Annotated in this window: 16 protein-coding genes; 14 read left to right on the plus strand and 2 right to left on the minus strand. The window is 60.7% G+C overall.

The features are described from left to right. Positions 1-274: 274 nt before the first annotated feature. The 8 genes from GY33_RS0113575 (at position 275) to selB (ending at position 7,084) form a co-directional block, all read left to right on the plus strand. Entirely contained in the window at positions 275-1,273 is a 999-nt protein-coding gene (locus GY33_RS0113575) for a 4Fe-4S dicluster domain-containing protein (protein ID WP_031387855.1), read from the plus strand. Further along, positions 1,266-1,742 (plus strand): hypothetical protein, encoded by a 477-nt coding sequence (locus GY33_RS21085; protein WP_031387856.1) that lies wholly within the window; start codon positions 1,266-1,268, stop codon positions 1,740-1,742. The genes GY33_RS0113575 and GY33_RS21085 overlap by 8 nt, the downstream gene beginning before the upstream one ends. A gap of 192 nt (positions 1,743-1,934) precedes the next feature. Continuing rightward, the gene (locus tag GY33_RS0113585) at positions 1,935-2,342 is read left to right on the plus strand and encodes a secondary thiamine-phosphate synthase enzyme YjbQ (protein WP_031387857.1); all 408 of its coding nucleotides are present in this window, start codon (positions 1,935-1,937) and stop codon (positions 2,340-2,342) included. Further along, the gene (locus tag GY33_RS19940) at positions 2,315-3,256 is read left to right on the plus strand and encodes a universal stress protein (RefSeq protein WP_051822640.1); all 942 of its coding nucleotides are present in this window, start codon (positions 2,315-2,317) and stop codon (positions 3,254-3,256) included. Before GY33_RS0113585 ends, GY33_RS19940 begins: the two co-directional genes overlap by 28 nt. Then, positions 3,244-3,648, plus strand: a complete 405-nt coding sequence (gene mrtJ, locus GY33_RS0113595) for a JDVT-CTERM system glutamic-type intramembrane protease MrtJ (protein ID WP_035272211.1) — start codon at positions 3,244-3,246, stop codon at positions 3,646-3,648. The genes GY33_RS19940 and mrtJ overlap by 13 nt, the downstream gene beginning before the upstream one ends. A gap of 23 nt (positions 3,649-3,671) precedes the next feature. Then, complete coding sequence (locus tag GY33_RS0113600) at positions 3,672-4,478, plus strand: glutaminyl-peptide cyclotransferase (RefSeq protein WP_152555199.1); 807 nt, start codon at positions 3,672-3,674, stop codon at positions 4,476-4,478. Between the two features lie 25 nt (positions 4,479-4,503). After that, positions 4,504-4,968, plus strand: a complete 465-nt coding sequence (locus GY33_RS0113605) for a metallophosphoesterase family protein (protein WP_031387861.1) — start codon at positions 4,504-4,506, stop codon at positions 4,966-4,968. 214 nt (positions 4,969-5,182) lie between these two features. Then, positions 5,183-7,084 carry a selenocysteine-specific translation elongation factor gene (selB, locus tag GY33_RS0113610; protein WP_031387862.1) on the plus strand — a complete coding sequence of 634 codons (1,902 nt, stop codon included), beginning with the start codon at positions 5,183-5,185 and terminating at the stop codon, positions 7,082-7,084. Positions 7,085-7,257: 173 nt separating this feature from the next. Here selB and GY33_RS0113615 read toward each other — a convergent pair whose 3' ends face one another. Together GY33_RS0113615 and GY33_RS0113620 are read right to left on the minus strand one after the other, a co-directional pair. Beyond that, positions 7,258-7,815 (minus strand): hypothetical protein, encoded by a 558-nt coding sequence (locus tag GY33_RS0113615; protein WP_051822642.1) that lies wholly within the window; start codon positions 7,813-7,815, stop codon positions 7,258-7,260. Between the two features lie 38 nt (positions 7,816-7,853). Further along, positions 7,854-9,473 (minus strand): sigma-54-dependent Fis family transcriptional regulator, encoded by a 1,620-nt coding sequence (locus GY33_RS0113620; protein WP_031387864.1) that lies wholly within the window; start codon positions 9,471-9,473, stop codon positions 7,854-7,856. 284 nt (positions 9,474-9,757) lie between these two features. Here GY33_RS0113620 and GY33_RS0113625 point away from each other — a divergent pair, with 284 nt between their 5' ends. The 6 genes from GY33_RS0113625 (at position 9,758) to GY33_RS0113650 (ending at position 15,793) form a co-directional block, all read left to right on the plus strand. Further along, entirely contained in the window at positions 9,758-10,618 is an 861-nt protein-coding gene (locus GY33_RS0113625; protein WP_031387865.1) for an NAD(P)-dependent oxidoreductase, read from the plus strand. 104 nt (positions 10,619-10,722) lie between these two features. Next, positions 10,723-11,721, plus strand: a complete 999-nt coding sequence (locus GY33_RS0113630) for a TRAP transporter substrate-binding protein (RefSeq protein ID WP_031387866.1) — start codon at positions 10,723-10,725, stop codon at positions 11,719-11,721. Positions 11,722-11,752: 31 nt separating this feature from the next. Beyond that, positions 11,753-12,259 carry a TRAP transporter small permease gene (locus GY33_RS0113635; protein ID WP_031387867.1) on the plus strand — a complete coding sequence of 169 codons (507 nt, stop codon included), beginning with the start codon at positions 11,753-11,755 and terminating at the stop codon, positions 12,257-12,259. Positions 12,260-12,277: 18 nt separating this feature from the next. After that, positions 12,278-13,588: a TRAP transporter large permease gene (locus GY33_RS0113640; protein ID WP_031387868.1), complete on the plus strand. Its 1,311-nt coding sequence runs from the start codon at positions 12,278-12,280 to the stop codon at positions 13,586-13,588. Between the two features lie 48 nt (positions 13,589-13,636). Next, the gene (locus GY33_RS0113645) at positions 13,637-15,496 is read left to right on the plus strand and encodes an aldehyde ferredoxin oxidoreductase family protein (RefSeq protein WP_031387869.1); all 1,860 of its coding nucleotides are present in this window, start codon (positions 13,637-13,639) and stop codon (positions 15,494-15,496) included. A 9-nt stretch (positions 15,497-15,505) separates the two neighbouring features. Next, complete coding sequence (locus GY33_RS0113650; RefSeq protein ID WP_235185528.1) at positions 15,506-15,793, plus strand: MoaD/ThiS family protein; 288 nt, start codon at positions 15,506-15,508, stop codon at positions 15,791-15,793. The last annotated feature ends 3 nt before the right edge of the window (positions 15,794-15,796 follow it).

Below are 15,796 nucleotides of genomic sequence, written 5' to 3' on the forward strand. Positions count from 1 at the left end.
CGGATTTGATTGTCTGGTTGTTGGCAACGGTTGCAACATTGTGCCTTGCCGAGTTTTTTTCGAACCAAGGAGGTTTTGTTTCGCCAGCCTGCTCACGACTGATTAATCATGTGTAAACAAGTCGGGAAAGGTTGTTTTTTCAACAGGACAGGCCGTGTATTTATTCTCATCATTTTAATGGGATGATGGATGACAATCGTATGGCATGCTTCATGCTTTAACAGTGAGACAAACAAGGTCCGACTCCGTGAAAAAATAGCGACCGGGAGGTCTCATGCACGATGTCAAAGATGGCGCGGTGGCGCGCCCCAGTACCCTTTCCAGGCGAACTTTTCTGAAAACCGCGGGAGTGGTCGGCGCGGCGGCGGTTTTGCCCATGAACGCCGGCTCCGTCGGGGCAGCCGGTCGCCCGGAAGAGTTGGCCACGGTTTTGGACATCAGCCAGTGCATCGGCTGCGGGGCCTGCGTGGAGGCCTGCCGGGAGATCAACGGGCACAAGCATCCAAAGCCGGAGAAGCCGTTTCCGGAGATGTTCCCCAAGCGGGTGCAGGCCGAGGACTGGACGGAGCGACGGTTCACGGACGACCGGCTGACCCCGTTTAACTGGTTGTATATTCAAACCGCGGCTGGGGAGTGGAACGGCAAGCCTTTCGAGCTGCACATCCCCAGGCGCTGCCTGCACTGCCAAAACCCGCCCTGCGCCAATCTCTGTCCCTGGGGCGCGGCCCTGCGCCAAGCCGACGGCATAGTGCGCATCAACGAAAAGATCTGCCTGGGCGGGGGCAAATGCCGCGACGTCTGTCCCTGGGAGATCCCGCAGCGTCAGACCGGCGTGGGGCTGTACCTGGATCTGATGCCCAGAATCGCCGGGAACGGGGTGATGTACAAATGCGACCGCTGCTACCAGCGGGTGGCCCAAGGACATGAACCGGCGTGCATCGAAGTTTGCCCAATGCATATCCAACATATCGGGCCGCGGTCCGAAATGCTGGAGTTGGCCCGCAAGCTGGCCGCGGACATGGATGGGTACGTGTACGGGGCCGAAGAGAACGGCGGGGCGAACACCTTCTATGTTTCCCCGGTCCCCTTTGACGTGCTGAATGCCACGCTCCAGACCGGTCCGGGCCGACCCCACCTGAAGCCGGTTCAGGACGTGATGGCCAAGGCGGAAAACCTGACCTGGGCACTGGTCGCGGCGCCTCTGGCGGGCATCGCCGCCGGGCTGCTGACCGGTGCGCGGGCCATGGCCCAAAAGGAGTCCGGCCATGAATAGCCCGAAATCTCTCATCCCCGCTTGGCAGACGCGGCTTTTCGCGGTCAGCGTGTTCGTACTGGCCATTTCCGGACTGGGCCAGATGCCCCTGTTTAAACGGTACTACATCGCGGATATTCCCGGCTTGGCCTGGACCGCGGATTTTTTTGTCCAGCACGTCTTGCACTACGTCGCGGCCGCTGTATTCCTGGCCCTGGTCGCCTATTGGGCCGTAATCCACCTCCGGGTCCTTTCCCGGACATGCCGGATTACTCTCTGGGGACGGCTGCGTGTCGCGGCCGTCGCGGCCCTGATCGGGTCTGGCTTTTTCCGAGTGCTCAAGAACCTGCCCGAATGGTCCTTTTCTCCGGAAGCCGTGATGCTCATCGGCTGGTCCCATCTGGCAGCGGCCTTGCTGTTCGGCGTTCTGGCCCTGTTGGCGCGGGTCAGCGGAAATTCCGCGTATGTGACTCCCCGTTTTCCAGAATAATAATTTCCTCGGGCGCGAAACGCCGTTTCGCGCCGCTCTTCTTCCCCTTTTTTCCCTCTGCCCCAACGCTTCATCTCTCTTGTTTGTTCCCCGGTTTTCTGTCAGTCTTGGGCCTGTTTTTTCGGACTCCGACCACACCGGAATGATCTTTCCGGCGACTAAGGATTCCCTGAGTGACAACGGAGGAAGTGCATGCAGGAATTGACCATCCGGACCCCACAACGCGAAGTCATGGTGGACGTCACGGCCCAGGTGCAGGACATTGTCCGCAATCACGAATTTCAGGACGGCATGCTCGTGCTGTTTTGTCCGCATACCACCGCCGGATTGACCATCAACGAGAACGCCGATCCCACCGTGCCTCGGGATATTTTAGCGACCTTGCGGCGTCTGGTCCCGCATCAAGGCGACTACCAGCACGCCGAAGGCAACAGCGACGCCCACGTCAAGACCTCGCTGCTGGGCTCGGACCTGCGTGTTCTGGTCGAGGAGGGGCGATTGCTGCTGGGCCTCTGGCAGGGCGTCTTTCTGGCGGAATTCGACGGTCCGCGTTCCCGCACGATTTGGCTGAAGTGGTTTTCTTCCGCGAGACCGGCCTGACCGGCGTTTACGGGGTTGCCGTCGTGCCCACCACGGAGGTTCTTCTGGAAACCATGCCCGATCCCAACCTGTCCCTTCGCAAATTGCTGATCTGCGTCAGCGAGGATCCGGCCCTGCTCCACGGGGCTCGTTTCGTGAGCAATTTCTTTCAACCCGCCGAGGATTTGCTGATCGACCTGGCTCTGACGCCCCAAACCGACCTGGCCGGGGACGATCCGGACCGGCTTTCCTCGCCCGACGCCCTGCATTGGGCCGTGGCCATGCTCGAGGAAAAGGGCTTCTCGATCACAAAAGCGCGGCCGGAGGAGTCTGGCAAGCCGTTTCTTCGCATTTCCGACATCGCCAAGTTGGCGGATCACCACCGCTACGACGCGGTGGTTCTCGGCTGCCGGGGGATTCGCCGCCTGGAAGAACATCTGAATACCGCGTTCAAAGAAAACGTTTTCGACCAGAGCCTGGATTTTCCTTTCTGGATCTGTCGGGAGCCGGATCTGACCAGATCCGGCGTCCTGCTCTGCGTGGACGGCTCCAAACCCGGCCTGTGCGCCGCGGATCACGTGGGCATGATGTGCGCCCCTGAGCAGCGTCACTCCATTTGCGTGGCCTACCTGGCCGATCCGAATCGACGGGACCACCGGGACGAAGCGTTGATTTTGGACAATGCCGTGCGCATGCTGCGGGTCAACGCCGTTGCTGAATCCCGAATATCCACCAAAATTCTCGTGGAAGCGGATCATGCTCAGGGCATTCTCCGGGAAGCCGAGCGGGGTCGCTACGCCGCCGTGGCCGTGGGGCGGGCCGGAACCGGTAGGGGAATGATGGCCGATAGGCAGTTCGGTTCTGTCAGCTTGCGACTGTCCCGTGAATTATGCGGCGCGAGCCTGTGGGTTTGCGGCTACCCGTGCAAGCTGTAGAACGGAAAGCGTGGTTTCGGGACCCGTGGCTCTACGCCGCCCTGGCTCTGGCCCCCACGGCCTGGCTTTTGCCTGCCCCCGTGGTTTCCGTAGCCCTGTGGAGAATGGGGCTGCTGGCTCTGGCCGAGGAAGTGGTGTTCCGGGGACTGCTGCAGGAGTGGCTGCGCGGGCGCGCGACGTTTTTACGGAGCTGGGGGCCGCTGACCCTGGCCAACCTTGTCGCGTCGGCCTGTTTCGCCGCGGCGCACCTGCTTGCCCAGCCACCACTTTGGGCCGCGGCTGTGTTTTTCCCCTCCCTGATTTTTGGATGGATTTGGGACAGGCACGGGCGCATCCTGCCCTGCGTCCTGGTGCATTTTGGCTATAACCTTTTCTTTTTCCACCGATTTTAACCCTACACGACCACTAACACGCCATGCAGAGACGACGGTTTTTAGCCCTGGCCGCCGGCATTGCCACGCTGACGGGCATGGGGGCTTTGAAGCTGTTTCCCTCCCGACTGCTGGCCCAGCCTGAATTTCCCATCCCGCGCCAAAAGACCTTTCGGGTGATCAACACCTTTCCCCACGATCCCGCGGCCTTCACCCAGGGACTGCTGTTCCATGACGGGTATCTCTACGAAAGCACCGGAGGCTGGGGCTCATCCTCGCTGCGCAAGGTCGAGTTGACCACCGGGCGCGTGCTGCGCAAGCGGAACCTGCCGCCCCAATATTTCGGCGAGGGCTTGGCCCTTTGGGGCTATCGGCTGATTCAGGTCACCTGGAAGTCCGGCACCGGCTTTGTCTACGATCTGGACACTTTCGACCAGTTGGAGACCTTCTCCTACCCTGGCGAGGGCTGGGGGCTGACCCAGGACGAACAGGGGCTGATCCTCAGTGACGGCTCCCATGTCTTGCGTCGTCTTGATCCGTACACCTTCCAGGAAACCGGACGGATCGCGGTTCATGACCAGGGTCGGCCCCTGCGCGGACTGAACGAGCTGGAATACATCGAGGGCGAGATCTGGGCCAAGATTTTTCCCACGGACGAGATGGTCCGTATCGATCCAGGCGACGGGCACGTGATGGCCCGGGTCGATCTGAGCGGGATTTTCGGGCCGCGGCGAAGATCTTCGGAAGCCGTGCCCAACGGAATCGCCTACGACCCGGAGAAGCAGAGGATATTCGTGACCGGCAAGCTGTGGCCGGTGTTGTTTGAAATCGAAGTCGTTCCGAGGAAATGAAAAGGAACTCACAAGGAGCTTGAGGATGAGTCGACTCGTCGGCGTGATCTCGGATACCCACGGCCTGTTGCGGCCCAGCGCCTTGGCCGCGCTGCAAGGCTGCGAGCTGATTCTTCATGCCGGGGACGTCTGCGGCCGGGAGATTCTCGACGCCTTGCAGACTGTCCGGCGCACCATCTTCGTCCGGGGCAACATGGATCGGCCCGTTGCAGGAGAACCGATGCCCAAAACCGAGGCCGTGGAATTCGCCGGGAAACGCTTTTACGTGCTTCACGACCTGTACGAACTGGACCTGGACCCCAAGGCCGCGGGCGTGGACGCCGTGATCCACGGCCATACCCACACCCCGGACATCGCCTACAAGGACGGCGTGCTGTATCTCAATCCGGGCAGCATTGGGCCGAAACGGTTCTCCCTGCCGATTTCCATGGCCTATATCCGCATCGAGGATGACGCCATGCACCCGGAACTGATCACGTTGCCGGAGTAGCGGCGTGATGCGTCAATCAGCCGTAACTGCTCAAAAAATAGTGGCAAGCATGACCTGGATTCCCGCCTTCGCGGGCATGACGAGCTTGAAAGAACGAGCCATTTCAAGTCATTCCCGCGCAGGCGGGAATCCACAGGCAACGGGGCTTTCAGGTAATGCCCCGCCTTTTTAAGCAGTTACACCCAGCCGAATTTTTTACGGAGGAATAATCCGCATGGCGATCATCATGGGCACCGCGGGCCACATCGATCACGGCAAGACCAGTCTGGTCAAGGCCCTGACCGGTATCGACTGCGACCGACTACAAGAGGAGAAAAAGCGCGGCATTACCATCGAACTGGGCTTCGCGTTTCTGGATCTGCCCGGCGACGTCCGGCTGGGCGTGGTGGACGTGCCCGGACACGAACGGTTCGTGAAGAACATGGTGGCTGGGGCCGCGGGGATCGACTTCGTGTTGTTGGTGATCGCCGCGGACGAGGGCGTAATGCCTCAGACCCGTGAACACCTGGAAATCTGTACGCTGCTGGGCATCCGGCGCGGGCTGGTGGCCCTGACCAAGGTGGACATGGTGGAGGAGGAGTGGCTGGAGCTGGTCCAGGAGGACGTGCGCGCTTTTTTGGAGCCTACGTTTCTGGCCGAATCCCCGATGATGCCGGTTTCCGCGCACAAGGGGATCGGGCTTGACGAATTGCGGCTGGAAATCGGCGGACTGGCCGGAGAGTTTCACCGGGAGCCCCGCTCGGATGTGTTCCGGCTGCCCGTGGACCGGATCTTCACCATGCGCGGGCACGGCACCGTGGCCACGGGAACCCTGATTTCCGGGGCGCTCAAGGTGGGCGACGATCTGGAAATCGCGCCCAAGGGCCTGAAAAGCAAGACCCGGGGCTTGCAGGTCCACGGCGACTCTCAGGAGCGGGCCGAGGTGGGGCAGCGTACGGCGGTGAACCTGCACGGCCTGGAGGTGGAAGACCTGGAGCGAGGCATGGTCCTGACGCATCCCGGCACCCTGTTTCCCAGCACCACCTGGGACCTGGAGCTGACCTGCCTGCCTTCCACGCCCAAGGCTCTGAAACACCGCACTCAGATTCACTTTCACCACGGCACCCGGGAAATTCTGGCCAGGGTCTATTTTCTGGACCGGGACAAATTGGAACCGGGCCAGACGGCCATGACCCAGGTCCGATTCGATGAGCCCATGGTCGGGATGTACGGAGACCGCTGCGTGCTGCGTTCGTTCTCGCCGCTGCGCACCGTGGCCGGCGGCAAGCTGGTCAATCCTCTGGGCCGCAAGGTCAAGCGCCATTCGGCGACCGTTGGTCGGCTGGGAGAACTGGCCGGGGCCCAGGGAGATCAGCGCATCCTGCTTCAGCTCGAACTGGCTGGATTGTCCGGATTGACCTTCGGACAGTTGCGGGCCTTGACCTGCTTGGAAACCAAGGAATTGGAGAAGCAGCTCCAACTCTTGGGCGGCAGGCAGGAGGCCTTTCTGTTCGAACGGGAAGACCGGACGTATGTCCATGGTCGGCTGACCCAGGAACTCTGCGCGGGCATCGTGGAGCACGTCGGGGAGTTTCACCGCAAGGAACCCATGAAGCAGGGCGTTTCCCGCGGGGCACTGGCCTCGGGCTGGGGGCGGAAACTGCATCCCAAGCTGTTTCATTTCGTCCTGGAGCGGACATTGAAGCAGGGCACCCTGGCCGCGGACGGCGACCTGTTCCGCCTCCCCGAGCACAAGGTTTCCCTGGCCTCGGACCAGGCCAAACTGCGCGAGACGATCCTCCAAGCCTACGACCAGGGCGGCCTGACCCCGCCCAACGTCAAGGACGTCCTGGGTCCCCTGAACCTGGAGATGAAGGAGGCAGCTCCGGTCTTCCGCCTGCTTCAGGAACAGGGCGAGCTGGTCAAGGTCAAGGAGGAGATGTTTTTTACCTCACAGGCCCTGGAGCGGATCAGGGAGATGGTCAGGGGCTTTTTCCGGGACAACCCGGAAATGGAACCCTCGGATTTTCGAACCGTCACCGGCCTGTCCCGCAAATTCGCCATCCCGCTGTTGGAGTATCTGGACAAGGAAAAGATGACCGTGCGGGTAGGGGACAAGCGGCGGCTCCGGTCCTAGCGGGCTGTTGAAAAATTTCCGCTGGCTGCGTTGCGGCAAAAAGTTCAAACCCTCACGTATGACAAATACGCTTCGGTTTTGAACTTTTTTTGCGCCTTGCCATCGTGGTTTTTGAACAGCCCGCGGAGTCGGAGCTGCCCCCACGCATTCTTCAGTTCACGCGTTAGCGAAGCCTACTGCACTCCGCCGTCACCGGTCCGCTCATCTTCACTGACCGCCTTGGCCAGGTAGGTCCGGGTGTGGGCCATGGTGTTGGCGAAGAGCTTGGCGCCGGCCAGCACGGCGAAGGGATCGTCCTCGCGGCCGCAGCACCGCGCGAAGGCCGGACCGATGGCCTGGGTCGGATCGGCGTCGCCGGTCAGTGCGGTCATGGCCTGGACATAGGTGTTCAGCCGGGCCTTGATCGCCTCGAAATACTCGATGTCCTTGCCGATGAGCAGGGACGTGGTCTGGGACAGGTTTTCGGCGAATTCCCGGACTGCCCGCCAGTACGGCTCCAAAATCTCGTCCTTGAGCGGGTCCTCCTGTAAAAAATAGGAGATGCCCCAACCGATGCTCACGATCTTGAGCAGTTGCAGTTCATATTCCGCCGTGTTCGGGTCCACGGCTCCGTCTTTGGGCAGCCCCTGCACCAGCCATTTGATGTCCTCGCGCTCCAGGGCGAATTCGCACAGCCGTTGAACATGGCCCTGGGGGCCGCCGGTATCGTGTTGGTCGGTGTTGGTCTCCATGTTACGTTCTCCTTTGAGTGATTTCTTTTCCAAGCGCGTTACCGTTTCCCTCTGCTCCAATCAATCCCCAACTTGCGCATTCGGTGCTGGAGCGTGGAGCGGGGCAGGCCGAGCAGGGCCGCCGCGCCTTTGGGGCCGGAGACTACGCCGCGGGTTTGGCGCAGGGTTTCGAGGATATGTCGGCGCTCCAGGTCCTCCAGTCGTGCGGGACTGTCCGGCCCGGAGCTGGGGGGCTCCGGCGCCGTCCGGGGCGAATCGTTTCCCGAAGCGGCTTCCCTGGTGGCGGGTTGGAGGCTTTCCAGCTTTTGAATGTCGTCACCCTCTTTGTTCAGGACCTCGCGGATATCCTCGGTGGTCAGTTCCCCAGAAATACAGTTCCGGAGCAGGATCTTGCTCAGAACGTTGCGCAGTTCGCGGATATTGCCCGGCCAGTGGTGCTCCAGCAGGCAATTCTTCATCTCCATGGTCATGCCCGGCTTGGGCAGGCCGTGCTGGGCGCAAAGCTGGTTGATGAAGAACCCGGCCAGCACCGGGATGTCCTCCGGGCGTTCACGCAATGGAGGAAGCTCCAGCGTGCATGCTGAGAGCCGATAATAGAAGTCGCGGCGCAATTTGCCCTGGGTCATGCTCTGCTGGACGTCCACGTTGGTCGCGGTCACCAGGCGGGCGTCCACGGACAGGGACGCACTTTCACCGACCCGTTCGAAACACTGCTCATCCAGAACATGCAGAAGCTTGCTCTGCATCTCCTGGCTCAATTCCGCTATTTCATCCAAAAACAGGGTCCCGTCGTGGGCCAGTTCGATCCTGCCGATCCGCTTGGTGGACGCTCCGGTGAACGCGCCCTTGGCATGCCCGAAAATCTCGCTTTCAAACAGGCTCGTGGACAAGGCCGGGCAGTTGACCCGGACGAAATTCTGCTTGGCGCGCTTGCCGACTGTATGGATGTACCGGGCCAGGTGGGTTTTCCCGGTTCCGGTTTCACCCAGTAACAATACCGGGATGTCCAGTTGGGCAACCTTGTTCACCATGGCCATGAAGCGCCGCATCTTTGGACTCTCGAAAATGAAGGTCTCGTTAGCTTCGGGAAGCGGACAGGACAAGTGCAGGGGGCTTGGCGTTCCTCCCTGTTCCAGGTGTTCCAAAGCCAGCAGGGCTCCCAGGCAGACGGCCACATACGGGCTGAGTTCCAGAAACAACTCCATGATTCCGTAAAGATTGTCCGGCTTGCGCACAAACGAGCAGTGCAGGGTGCCGACAATCTCGTCGTTGAGGATCAAGGGAAAAGCCATGGTTGTGCTCAGCCCGGCTTCGGCCATGGGATGGAGCACGGATTCGGCGAAATGCTGGGCAATGTCCGTGATCACCACCGGCTTGCGCGTGGCGATCACGTGCCCGGCCACGGTGTTCTGCTCAGCCTTGCGCACGGGAGACAGGGAATTGACCATCGTCCCCTCGGCCGCGGAAAAATAGCTGAGCATTTCACTGTTGGGGTCGTAAAGATTGATGCACAGTCGGTCGAAGTTGAACTGCTGTTGGAGCAGGCGCGAAAGGGATTGGAAAAAGGTCGATCGGGAGGTGGCCCTGGCGAGTTCCATGACCAATTCCTTGCTCAAGACGTGGGAAACGACGAGACGCTGGGTTTTGCTTTTCTGCATGCTGCCTCTTTTTGCTGCATGGTGGAGGATTTTTCTGGATGGGTGCCCGATTATACCCGTAAATGGGCTTTCTCGTCTATATGTGGGCACGAAAAAAGACGAAATTGTTGCGAATGCAAATATTTTTATTTTTTATATCATAATGTTACTTGAAATGTTACAAAAAGGTTCAGCTTGGAATGGTCTTTGCTGTAATGGTTTCGTGAATGCATGTGGCGTGGACGCCCGGAGTCCAGTGCGCTTATCACGGAAATAAACCATTTCATCCGACAAAGGAGAGTATCATGCAGATTGGATTCATCGGTGCCGGCCTCATGGGAGGCCCCTTGGCCAGGAACCTGATTCGCGCCGGGAAGGACGTTCTGGTGTACGACCTGAGCGCCGAGGCCATTCAACGGACCCTGGACGCGGGGACAAGCGGCAAGGCCGCCACGGATATCTCGAACTTGAGCGGTTGCGACGTGGTTTTCTCCAGTCTGCCCCTGCCCCAACACGTTACGGGCGTGATGCTCGGAGACGGCGGCCTGTACGCCAAGATGAAAAAAGGGGCCACGCACATTGAGCTGTCCACCATAGATCCCGGCACATCCAACGAGTTGAAGGCCGCGGCTGAGAAGCACGGCCTGGGCTACCTCCAGTGCACTCTGGGCAAGACCCCTGCCCATGCTGAAAAGGCCGAGGAGCCCATGTTTATCGGCGGAGACAAGGCCTTGGTGGACAAACTCGGCGACATTTTCAAGATCATCGGCATTCCCAACTACGTGGGCTCCGTTGACGCGGCCTGCGCCGTGAAGCTGATTTCCAACATGATCGGGATGACCAATCTGGCCGTCTTGGCCGAAGGCATCCGGGTCGGGGACAAGGCCGGGCTGGATCGCAAGCTGCTGCTGGAACTGCTCACGGACACCGGGGCGCGCAGCTTTCAGATGGATGTTCGCGGCCCGTGGATCGCCAACGACGACTATGCGCCGCGCTTCGGCCTGGATCTGGCCCTGAAGGACGTTCGTCTCGGCCTGGAAATGGCCCGAGTCTGGGGTCAGGATTTGAAAGCCATGGAAGCGGCCCTGGAGTACTACAAGCAGGCCAGCGCCGAGGGATTCGGCAAAGAGGACTGCAATGCGGTGATCAAGGCCGTCGGCAAGTAGGGACCTGCCCCGCCTGTCTCGTGCTGACAATGGCGAAATCCCGGATCGGCGCGTGCCGGTCCGGTGGAAAGGCATAGCAACCCCCCAACCGAAGGAGAGACGGAATGAAACGAGTGCTTCTGACCATCGTGTCCCTGGCCCTGTTGTTTGGCGCATTCCCGGCGTCAGCGGCCGACTACCCCAGCATGACCATCCGGGCGGCCACGGCCAACCCTGACGGCAGCCTGCACGTGACGGCCATCAACAAATTCAAGGAGATCGTGGAGGCCGAGTCCGACGGCAAGATCAAGGTCCAGACCTTTTACGGCGGCTCCATGGGCGACGAGCAGGCCAATGTCCGCCAGCTGCGGACCCAGGAAATCCACCTGGCCGTTCTGGCCGTGGGCAATCTGACCCCTTTCGCCCCTCAGGCCAACATCTACTACCTGCCCTACATGTTCCCGGGCATCGACACGGCCTACACCCTGCTCAGCGACGAGCCCTTCAACGCCAAGATGGCCGACAAGATCGCCCAGCAGAGCGGCACCCGGCCCTTGTCCTGGCTGATCGGCGGATATCGCCACCTGACCAATTCCGTGCGCCCGGTGACCACCATCGGGGATCTCCAGGGCTTGAAAATTCGGACTCCCCCGGTGGAAATCCAAATGGAGAGCTTCCGCTCCTGGGGCGTGGAACCGCATCCCCTGGCCTGGACCGAAACCTTCAACGCCCTGCAGCAGGGAGTCATCGACGGCCAGGAAAACCCTCACGCCGTGAACCGGGACCAGAAGTTCTGGGAAGTCCAGAAATACATCACCCAGCTGCACTATCTGCTCTGGGTCGGCCCGATGCTGGTCAGCGAGGCCTGGTTTCAGGGTTTGGATCAGCCCGTGAAAGACCTGATCACCAAGGCTGCCGCTGATGCCGCCCGATATGAGTGGGAATGGGCCGCGGAGCAGGATCAACTCGCTCTGCAGGCGTGCCTGGACAACGGCATGGAACTCCATGAGCTGGAAGACGAGGACGTCTGGATGGAGCGAGCCCGCGGCCTGTGGCCCAGATTCCACGAGCAGGTGGGCGGCGAGGAAGTGATCAACGAGGCCCTGGCGGTCATGGCCGACTAATCAAAATCGTCGAACAAGGAGGCAGGCGACCATGTTTTTGAAAAGTCTACGTTACGTCTATGACAATTTCGAGGAAGTATTCTGCGCCCTGAGCGTGGGGACCATGGTCGCCTGTCTGATGATCCAGGTCGGGGTGCGCTGGGCCACCGGGTCCGGCATGGCCTGGACCGAAGAGCTGAGCCGGTATTCCTTTCTGTGGACGGTGTTCGTGGGCGCGGCCCTGGTGGCCAAGCACGGAACCCACGTTCGGATCACGGCCCAGTACCTGCTCATGCCCCTGAAAGTCCGCTTGGCGTTTCGGATGTTCACGGATCTGCTCTGGGTCTGTTTCAACCTTTATATCGCCTGGTTGAGCTGGAACGTGATCCAGAGCAATTTGCTGTTTCCGGAACTCTCGCCGGTCCTGGGCATTGTCCGGGCCTACGTGGAAATGATCATTCCCTTCGGCTTCGCCTTGATGAGTTGGCGGATCATTGAAGGCTACATAACGCATTGGCGGCGGGGGACGCTCCTGTCGCTGGTGGAACAGGTTCAATAGGATCAAGGAGGAAACGACATGGAAATCAGTGTCTTGGCAATGGTCCTCCTGTCCCTGGGAGCCATGTTCCTGTTGGGCATGCCCGTGTTCATGAGCCTGGCCGTGGCTTCAGCCGTGGCCCTGATCTACGGGGGGTATCTGCCCATGTCCGTAATCCACAACTCCATTTTTGACGGCCTGAATATTTTTCCTCTGCTGGCCATTCCCTGCTTCGTGATCGCCGGAACCCTGATGGAGTACGGCAACATCACCAAGCAGATCGTGGACGTGGTCAAGCAGTTGGTGGGCCGGATGCACGGCGGCCTGGGCGTGACCACCATTCTGGCCTGCACCTTTTTCGCGGCCATTTCCGGGTCCGGCCCGGGTACGGTGGCCGCAGTGGGCACTATCCTGGTTCCAGCGATGATCCGGAGCGGCTACAGCAAGGATTACGCCGCGTCCGTGGCCTCATCGGGCGGAACCATCGGATTGCTGATCCCGCCCAGCAACCCGATGATCATCTACGCCATCCTGGGCAACGTCTCGGTCACGGCCATGTTCACCGCCGGGTTTCTGCCCGGATTCATCGTCGGCTTTTCCATGTGCATGACCGCGTGGCTGGTGGCCCGGAAAAACGGGTTTGGCCGGTCCGAAGAGGTCGCGCCATTTCATCTCGGCACCTTCTTGCGCACCTGCGTAAAAAGCTTTTTCTCGCTGATCACGCCGATAATCATCCTGGGTTCCATCTACACCGGGCTGGCCACTCCCGTGGAAGCCTCGGTCCTGGCCATTGCCTGGGCCCTGTTCGTCGGGTTTGTGATCAATCGCGCCCTGACATTCTCCGCGGTTTACAAATCACTGCTGGAAGGCTCCCTGATCTGCGGCGCGGTGCTGCTCATCGTGGGCACCTCCACCCTGTTCGGTCGCATTCTGACCTTCGAAGAGGCGCCGCAGCGTCTTGCCGCATTGGTCCTGGGGGTTTCCGAGGATCCGTTCATGGTTCTGATGATGATCGTCGGCGTGCTGGTCATTCTGGGCATGTTCATGGAAACGCTGTCCACGATCATTATCCTCGTGCCGGTGCTCATGCCCATGATCCACATGCTGGGCATTGATCCGATTCACTTTGGAGTGGTCCTCGTGCTGACCAACCAAGTGGCCTTGTCCACGCCGCCGCTGGGGGTGAACCTCTTTGTGGCCTCGCGAATAGCCAATGTTTCGGTGGAGCGGATCGCGGTGGGGGTGCTGCCGTATCTGGTGGCTCTGTTCGCCTGCATCTTGTTGATTTCCTTTTTCCCGAAAATCTCCACCATCCTGCCCGAAATTTTCCTGGGGTACGTCGCCAGATAACAGCAAGCAACGAACCCGGAACGAAAACAACACTCAAGGAGTCCGTACATGCCGTTTGGTTACAATGGAAAAATTCTCGTCGTGGACCTGACCAATCAAACCTGGTCCGTGGATGAGCATGACGAGGCCTGGTACCGCACTTACTGGGGCGGCGGAGCCCTGGCCTCCTGGTACATGCTCAGGCTCATTCCGCCCAAAGCCGATCCCCTGGGGACGGACAACGTCCTGGTCTTCGCAGCTTCCGTGCTTTGCGGTTCCGGCCTGTCGGGCTTCAACCGCTACACCGTCGCGGCCATGAACCCCTTGACCGGCGGGTTCGGGGAATCCGAGGCAGCGGGGTATTTCGGGCCGGAGCTGAAGCATGCCGGATTCGACGCCGTGGTCTTCACCGGCAAGGCCCCCAGGCCGGTCTATCTGTGGATCAACAAGGGCCAGGTGGAGCTGCGGGACGCCGGTGGGATCTGGGGCCTGGAAAACGCTCCGGCCCTGGACGCCATTCGCGAGGAATTGGGCGACAAGAAGGTCCGCATCGCCTCCATCGGGCCTGCCGGGGAAAAGATGGTCCGTCTGGCCTGCGTGATCAATGAGCTGGCCCATGCCAACGGCCGCTGCGGCATGGGCGCGGTAATGGGCTCCAAGAACCTGAAGGCCGTTGTGGCGCGAGGGGACACGGCGAGCATGACCCTGGCCGCCCCGGAGGCTCTCAAGGAGCTGAACAAATGGCACCGGGCCCGCATCGGCGAGCATATGCCTTCGGTGAACATGCGTAAGTTCGGCACGGTCCAGCACCTGATGGCCCAGCAGAACTCCGGTATTCTGCCCACCCGCAACTGGAAGGACTGCCAGTTCGAGGACGCGGCCAAACTGGGCTGGGACGGCTACGAAAAGATCCAGGACGGCACGCACACCTGTTACAAATGCTCCGTGGCCTGCAAGCGCAAGGTGAACAACACCTCGGAGAAGCGCTACGGCGGACCGGAATACGAAACCCTGGCCGCCCTGGGCTCCATGTGCGGGGTGGGCGACCTGGACGCGGTCTGCAAGGGCCATGAGCGCTGCAACGCCCTGGGTCTGGACACCGTGGGCACGGGCGCTGTGGTGGCCATGGCCATGGAACTGGCGGAAAAGGGCATTCTGACCGCCGATAACTTGGGCGGTAGGGCCATCACCTTTGGCGACGGACCCGGCATGCTGGAGCTGGTGGAGAAGATCGCGTCTCGTGACGGGATCGGCGACATTCTGGCCGAAGGCGTCAAGCGCGCGGCCCAGCACATCGGCAAGGGCGCGGAGGAATACGCCTTTCACGTCAAGGGCCAGGAACCGGCTTTTCACGACCCCCGGGGCAAGACCGGCGTGGGCCTGGGCTTCGCCCTGTCCCCCACGGGCGCGGACCACATCGAAGCCCCCCACGAAGTGCCCTTTCAGGGCGAGGGCGTGAAGCTGGTCAACCCGCTGGGCATCTTCGTCGCCCCTCAGGCTTTGGACAACGGGCCGGACAAGGTCCGCTACTTCATTGCCGGGGAAAAGACCTGGGCCATGAACAACACCCTGGGGCTATGCAATTTCGTGGTCGCCCCCCTGTTTTCCATGACCTACGACAAGCTGGGCGAGGCCGTGGAGGCCATCACCGGCTGGCGCACCAGCCTGCATGAACTGATGCTGGCGGCCGAGCGCTCCATAGTCCTGGCCCGAATGTTCAATGTCCGCGAGGGCATGACCAGCAAGGACGACAAGCTCTTCCGGCGGATGTTTGAACCGCTGCCCGACGGCGTGCTCAAGGGCCAGACCATTGACCCGGATTCCTTCCAGCAGGCCGTGGATTTGTACTACGCCATGATGGGCTGGGACGAGAACGGCGTACCCAGCAAGGGGACGCTGTACAGGCTGAGTTTGGATTGGCTGGTGTGAAGTCAGAGGGTGGCAGAGAAGATGATGGGCGATAACGGACAGGGAGCAGGACGAGCCGAAGAGGCGAAGGTAACTGTCAGGGTGCGGCTGGAGTCGATTCTGGCGGATCATGCGCCGGCGAATCCGGAAGCGTATCCCATTCCGGAAGGCTGCACCCTGGCGGAGCTGATTCATCAGTTGGGACTGCGTGAGGATCAGGTGATGTTCGCCTTTGTCAACGGTCATATGGCCACATTGCAAACCAGACTTCCGGACAAGGCCTCGGTTTCGCTTTGCCCTTACATTTGCGGCGGATGAGAT

The organism is Desulfonatronum thiodismutans, assembly GCF_000717475.1.
GTDB classification, from domain to species: Bacteria; Desulfobacterota; Desulfovibrionia; order Desulfovibrionales; family Desulfonatronaceae; genus Desulfonatronum; species Desulfonatronum thiodismutans.

What these genes read in the sequence shown, in the direction of transcription:
- GY33_RS0113600 (WP_152555199.1), top strand. Translation starts at nt 3,672, where the DNA reads ATGCAGAGACGACGGTTTTTAGCCCTGGCCGCCGGCATTGCCACGCTG.
- GY33_RS0113585 (WP_031387857.1), top strand. Translation starts at nt 1,935, where the DNA reads ATGCAGGAATTGACCATCCGGACCCCACAACGCGAAGTCATGGTGGAC.
- GY33_RS0113605 (WP_031387861.1), top strand. Translation starts at nt 4,504, where the DNA reads ATGAGTCGACTCGTCGGCGTGATCTCGGATACCCACGGCCTGTTGCGG.
- GY33_RS0113645 (WP_031387869.1), top strand. Translation starts at nt 13,637, where the DNA reads ATGCCGTTTGGTTACAATGGAAAAATTCTCGTCGTGGACCTGACCAAT.
- GY33_RS0113630 (WP_031387866.1), top strand. Translation starts at nt 10,723, where the DNA reads ATGAAACGAGTGCTTCTGACCATCGTGTCCCTGGCCCTGTTGTTTGGC.
- GY33_RS21085 (WP_031387856.1), top strand. Translation starts at nt 1,266, where the DNA reads ATGAATAGCCCGAAATCTCTCATCCCCGCTTGGCAGACGCGGCTTTTC.
- GY33_RS0113620 (WP_031387864.1), bottom strand. Translation starts at nt 9,473, where the DNA reads ATGCAGAAAAGCAAAACCCAGCGTCTCGTCGTTTCCCACGTCTTGAGC.
- GY33_RS0113625 (WP_031387865.1), top strand. Translation starts at nt 9,758, where the DNA reads ATGCAGATTGGATTCATCGGTGCCGGCCTCATGGGAGGCCCCTTGGCC.
- GY33_RS0113615 (WP_051822642.1), bottom strand. Translation starts at nt 7,815, where the DNA reads ATGGAGACCAACACCGACCAACACGATACCGGCGGCCCCCAGGGCCAT.
- selB (WP_031387862.1), top strand. Translation starts at nt 5,183, where the DNA reads ATGGCGATCATCATGGGCACCGCGGGCCACATCGATCACGGCAAGACC.
- GY33_RS0113635 (WP_031387867.1), top strand. Translation starts at nt 11,753, where the DNA reads ATGTTTTTGAAAAGTCTACGTTACGTCTATGACAATTTCGAGGAAGTA.
- GY33_RS0113575 (WP_031387855.1), top strand. Translation starts at nt 275, where the DNA reads ATGCACGATGTCAAAGATGGCGCGGTGGCGCGCCCCAGTACCCTTTCC.
- GY33_RS0113640 (WP_031387868.1), top strand. Translation starts at nt 12,278, where the DNA reads ATGGAAATCAGTGTCTTGGCAATGGTCCTCCTGTCCCTGGGAGCCATG.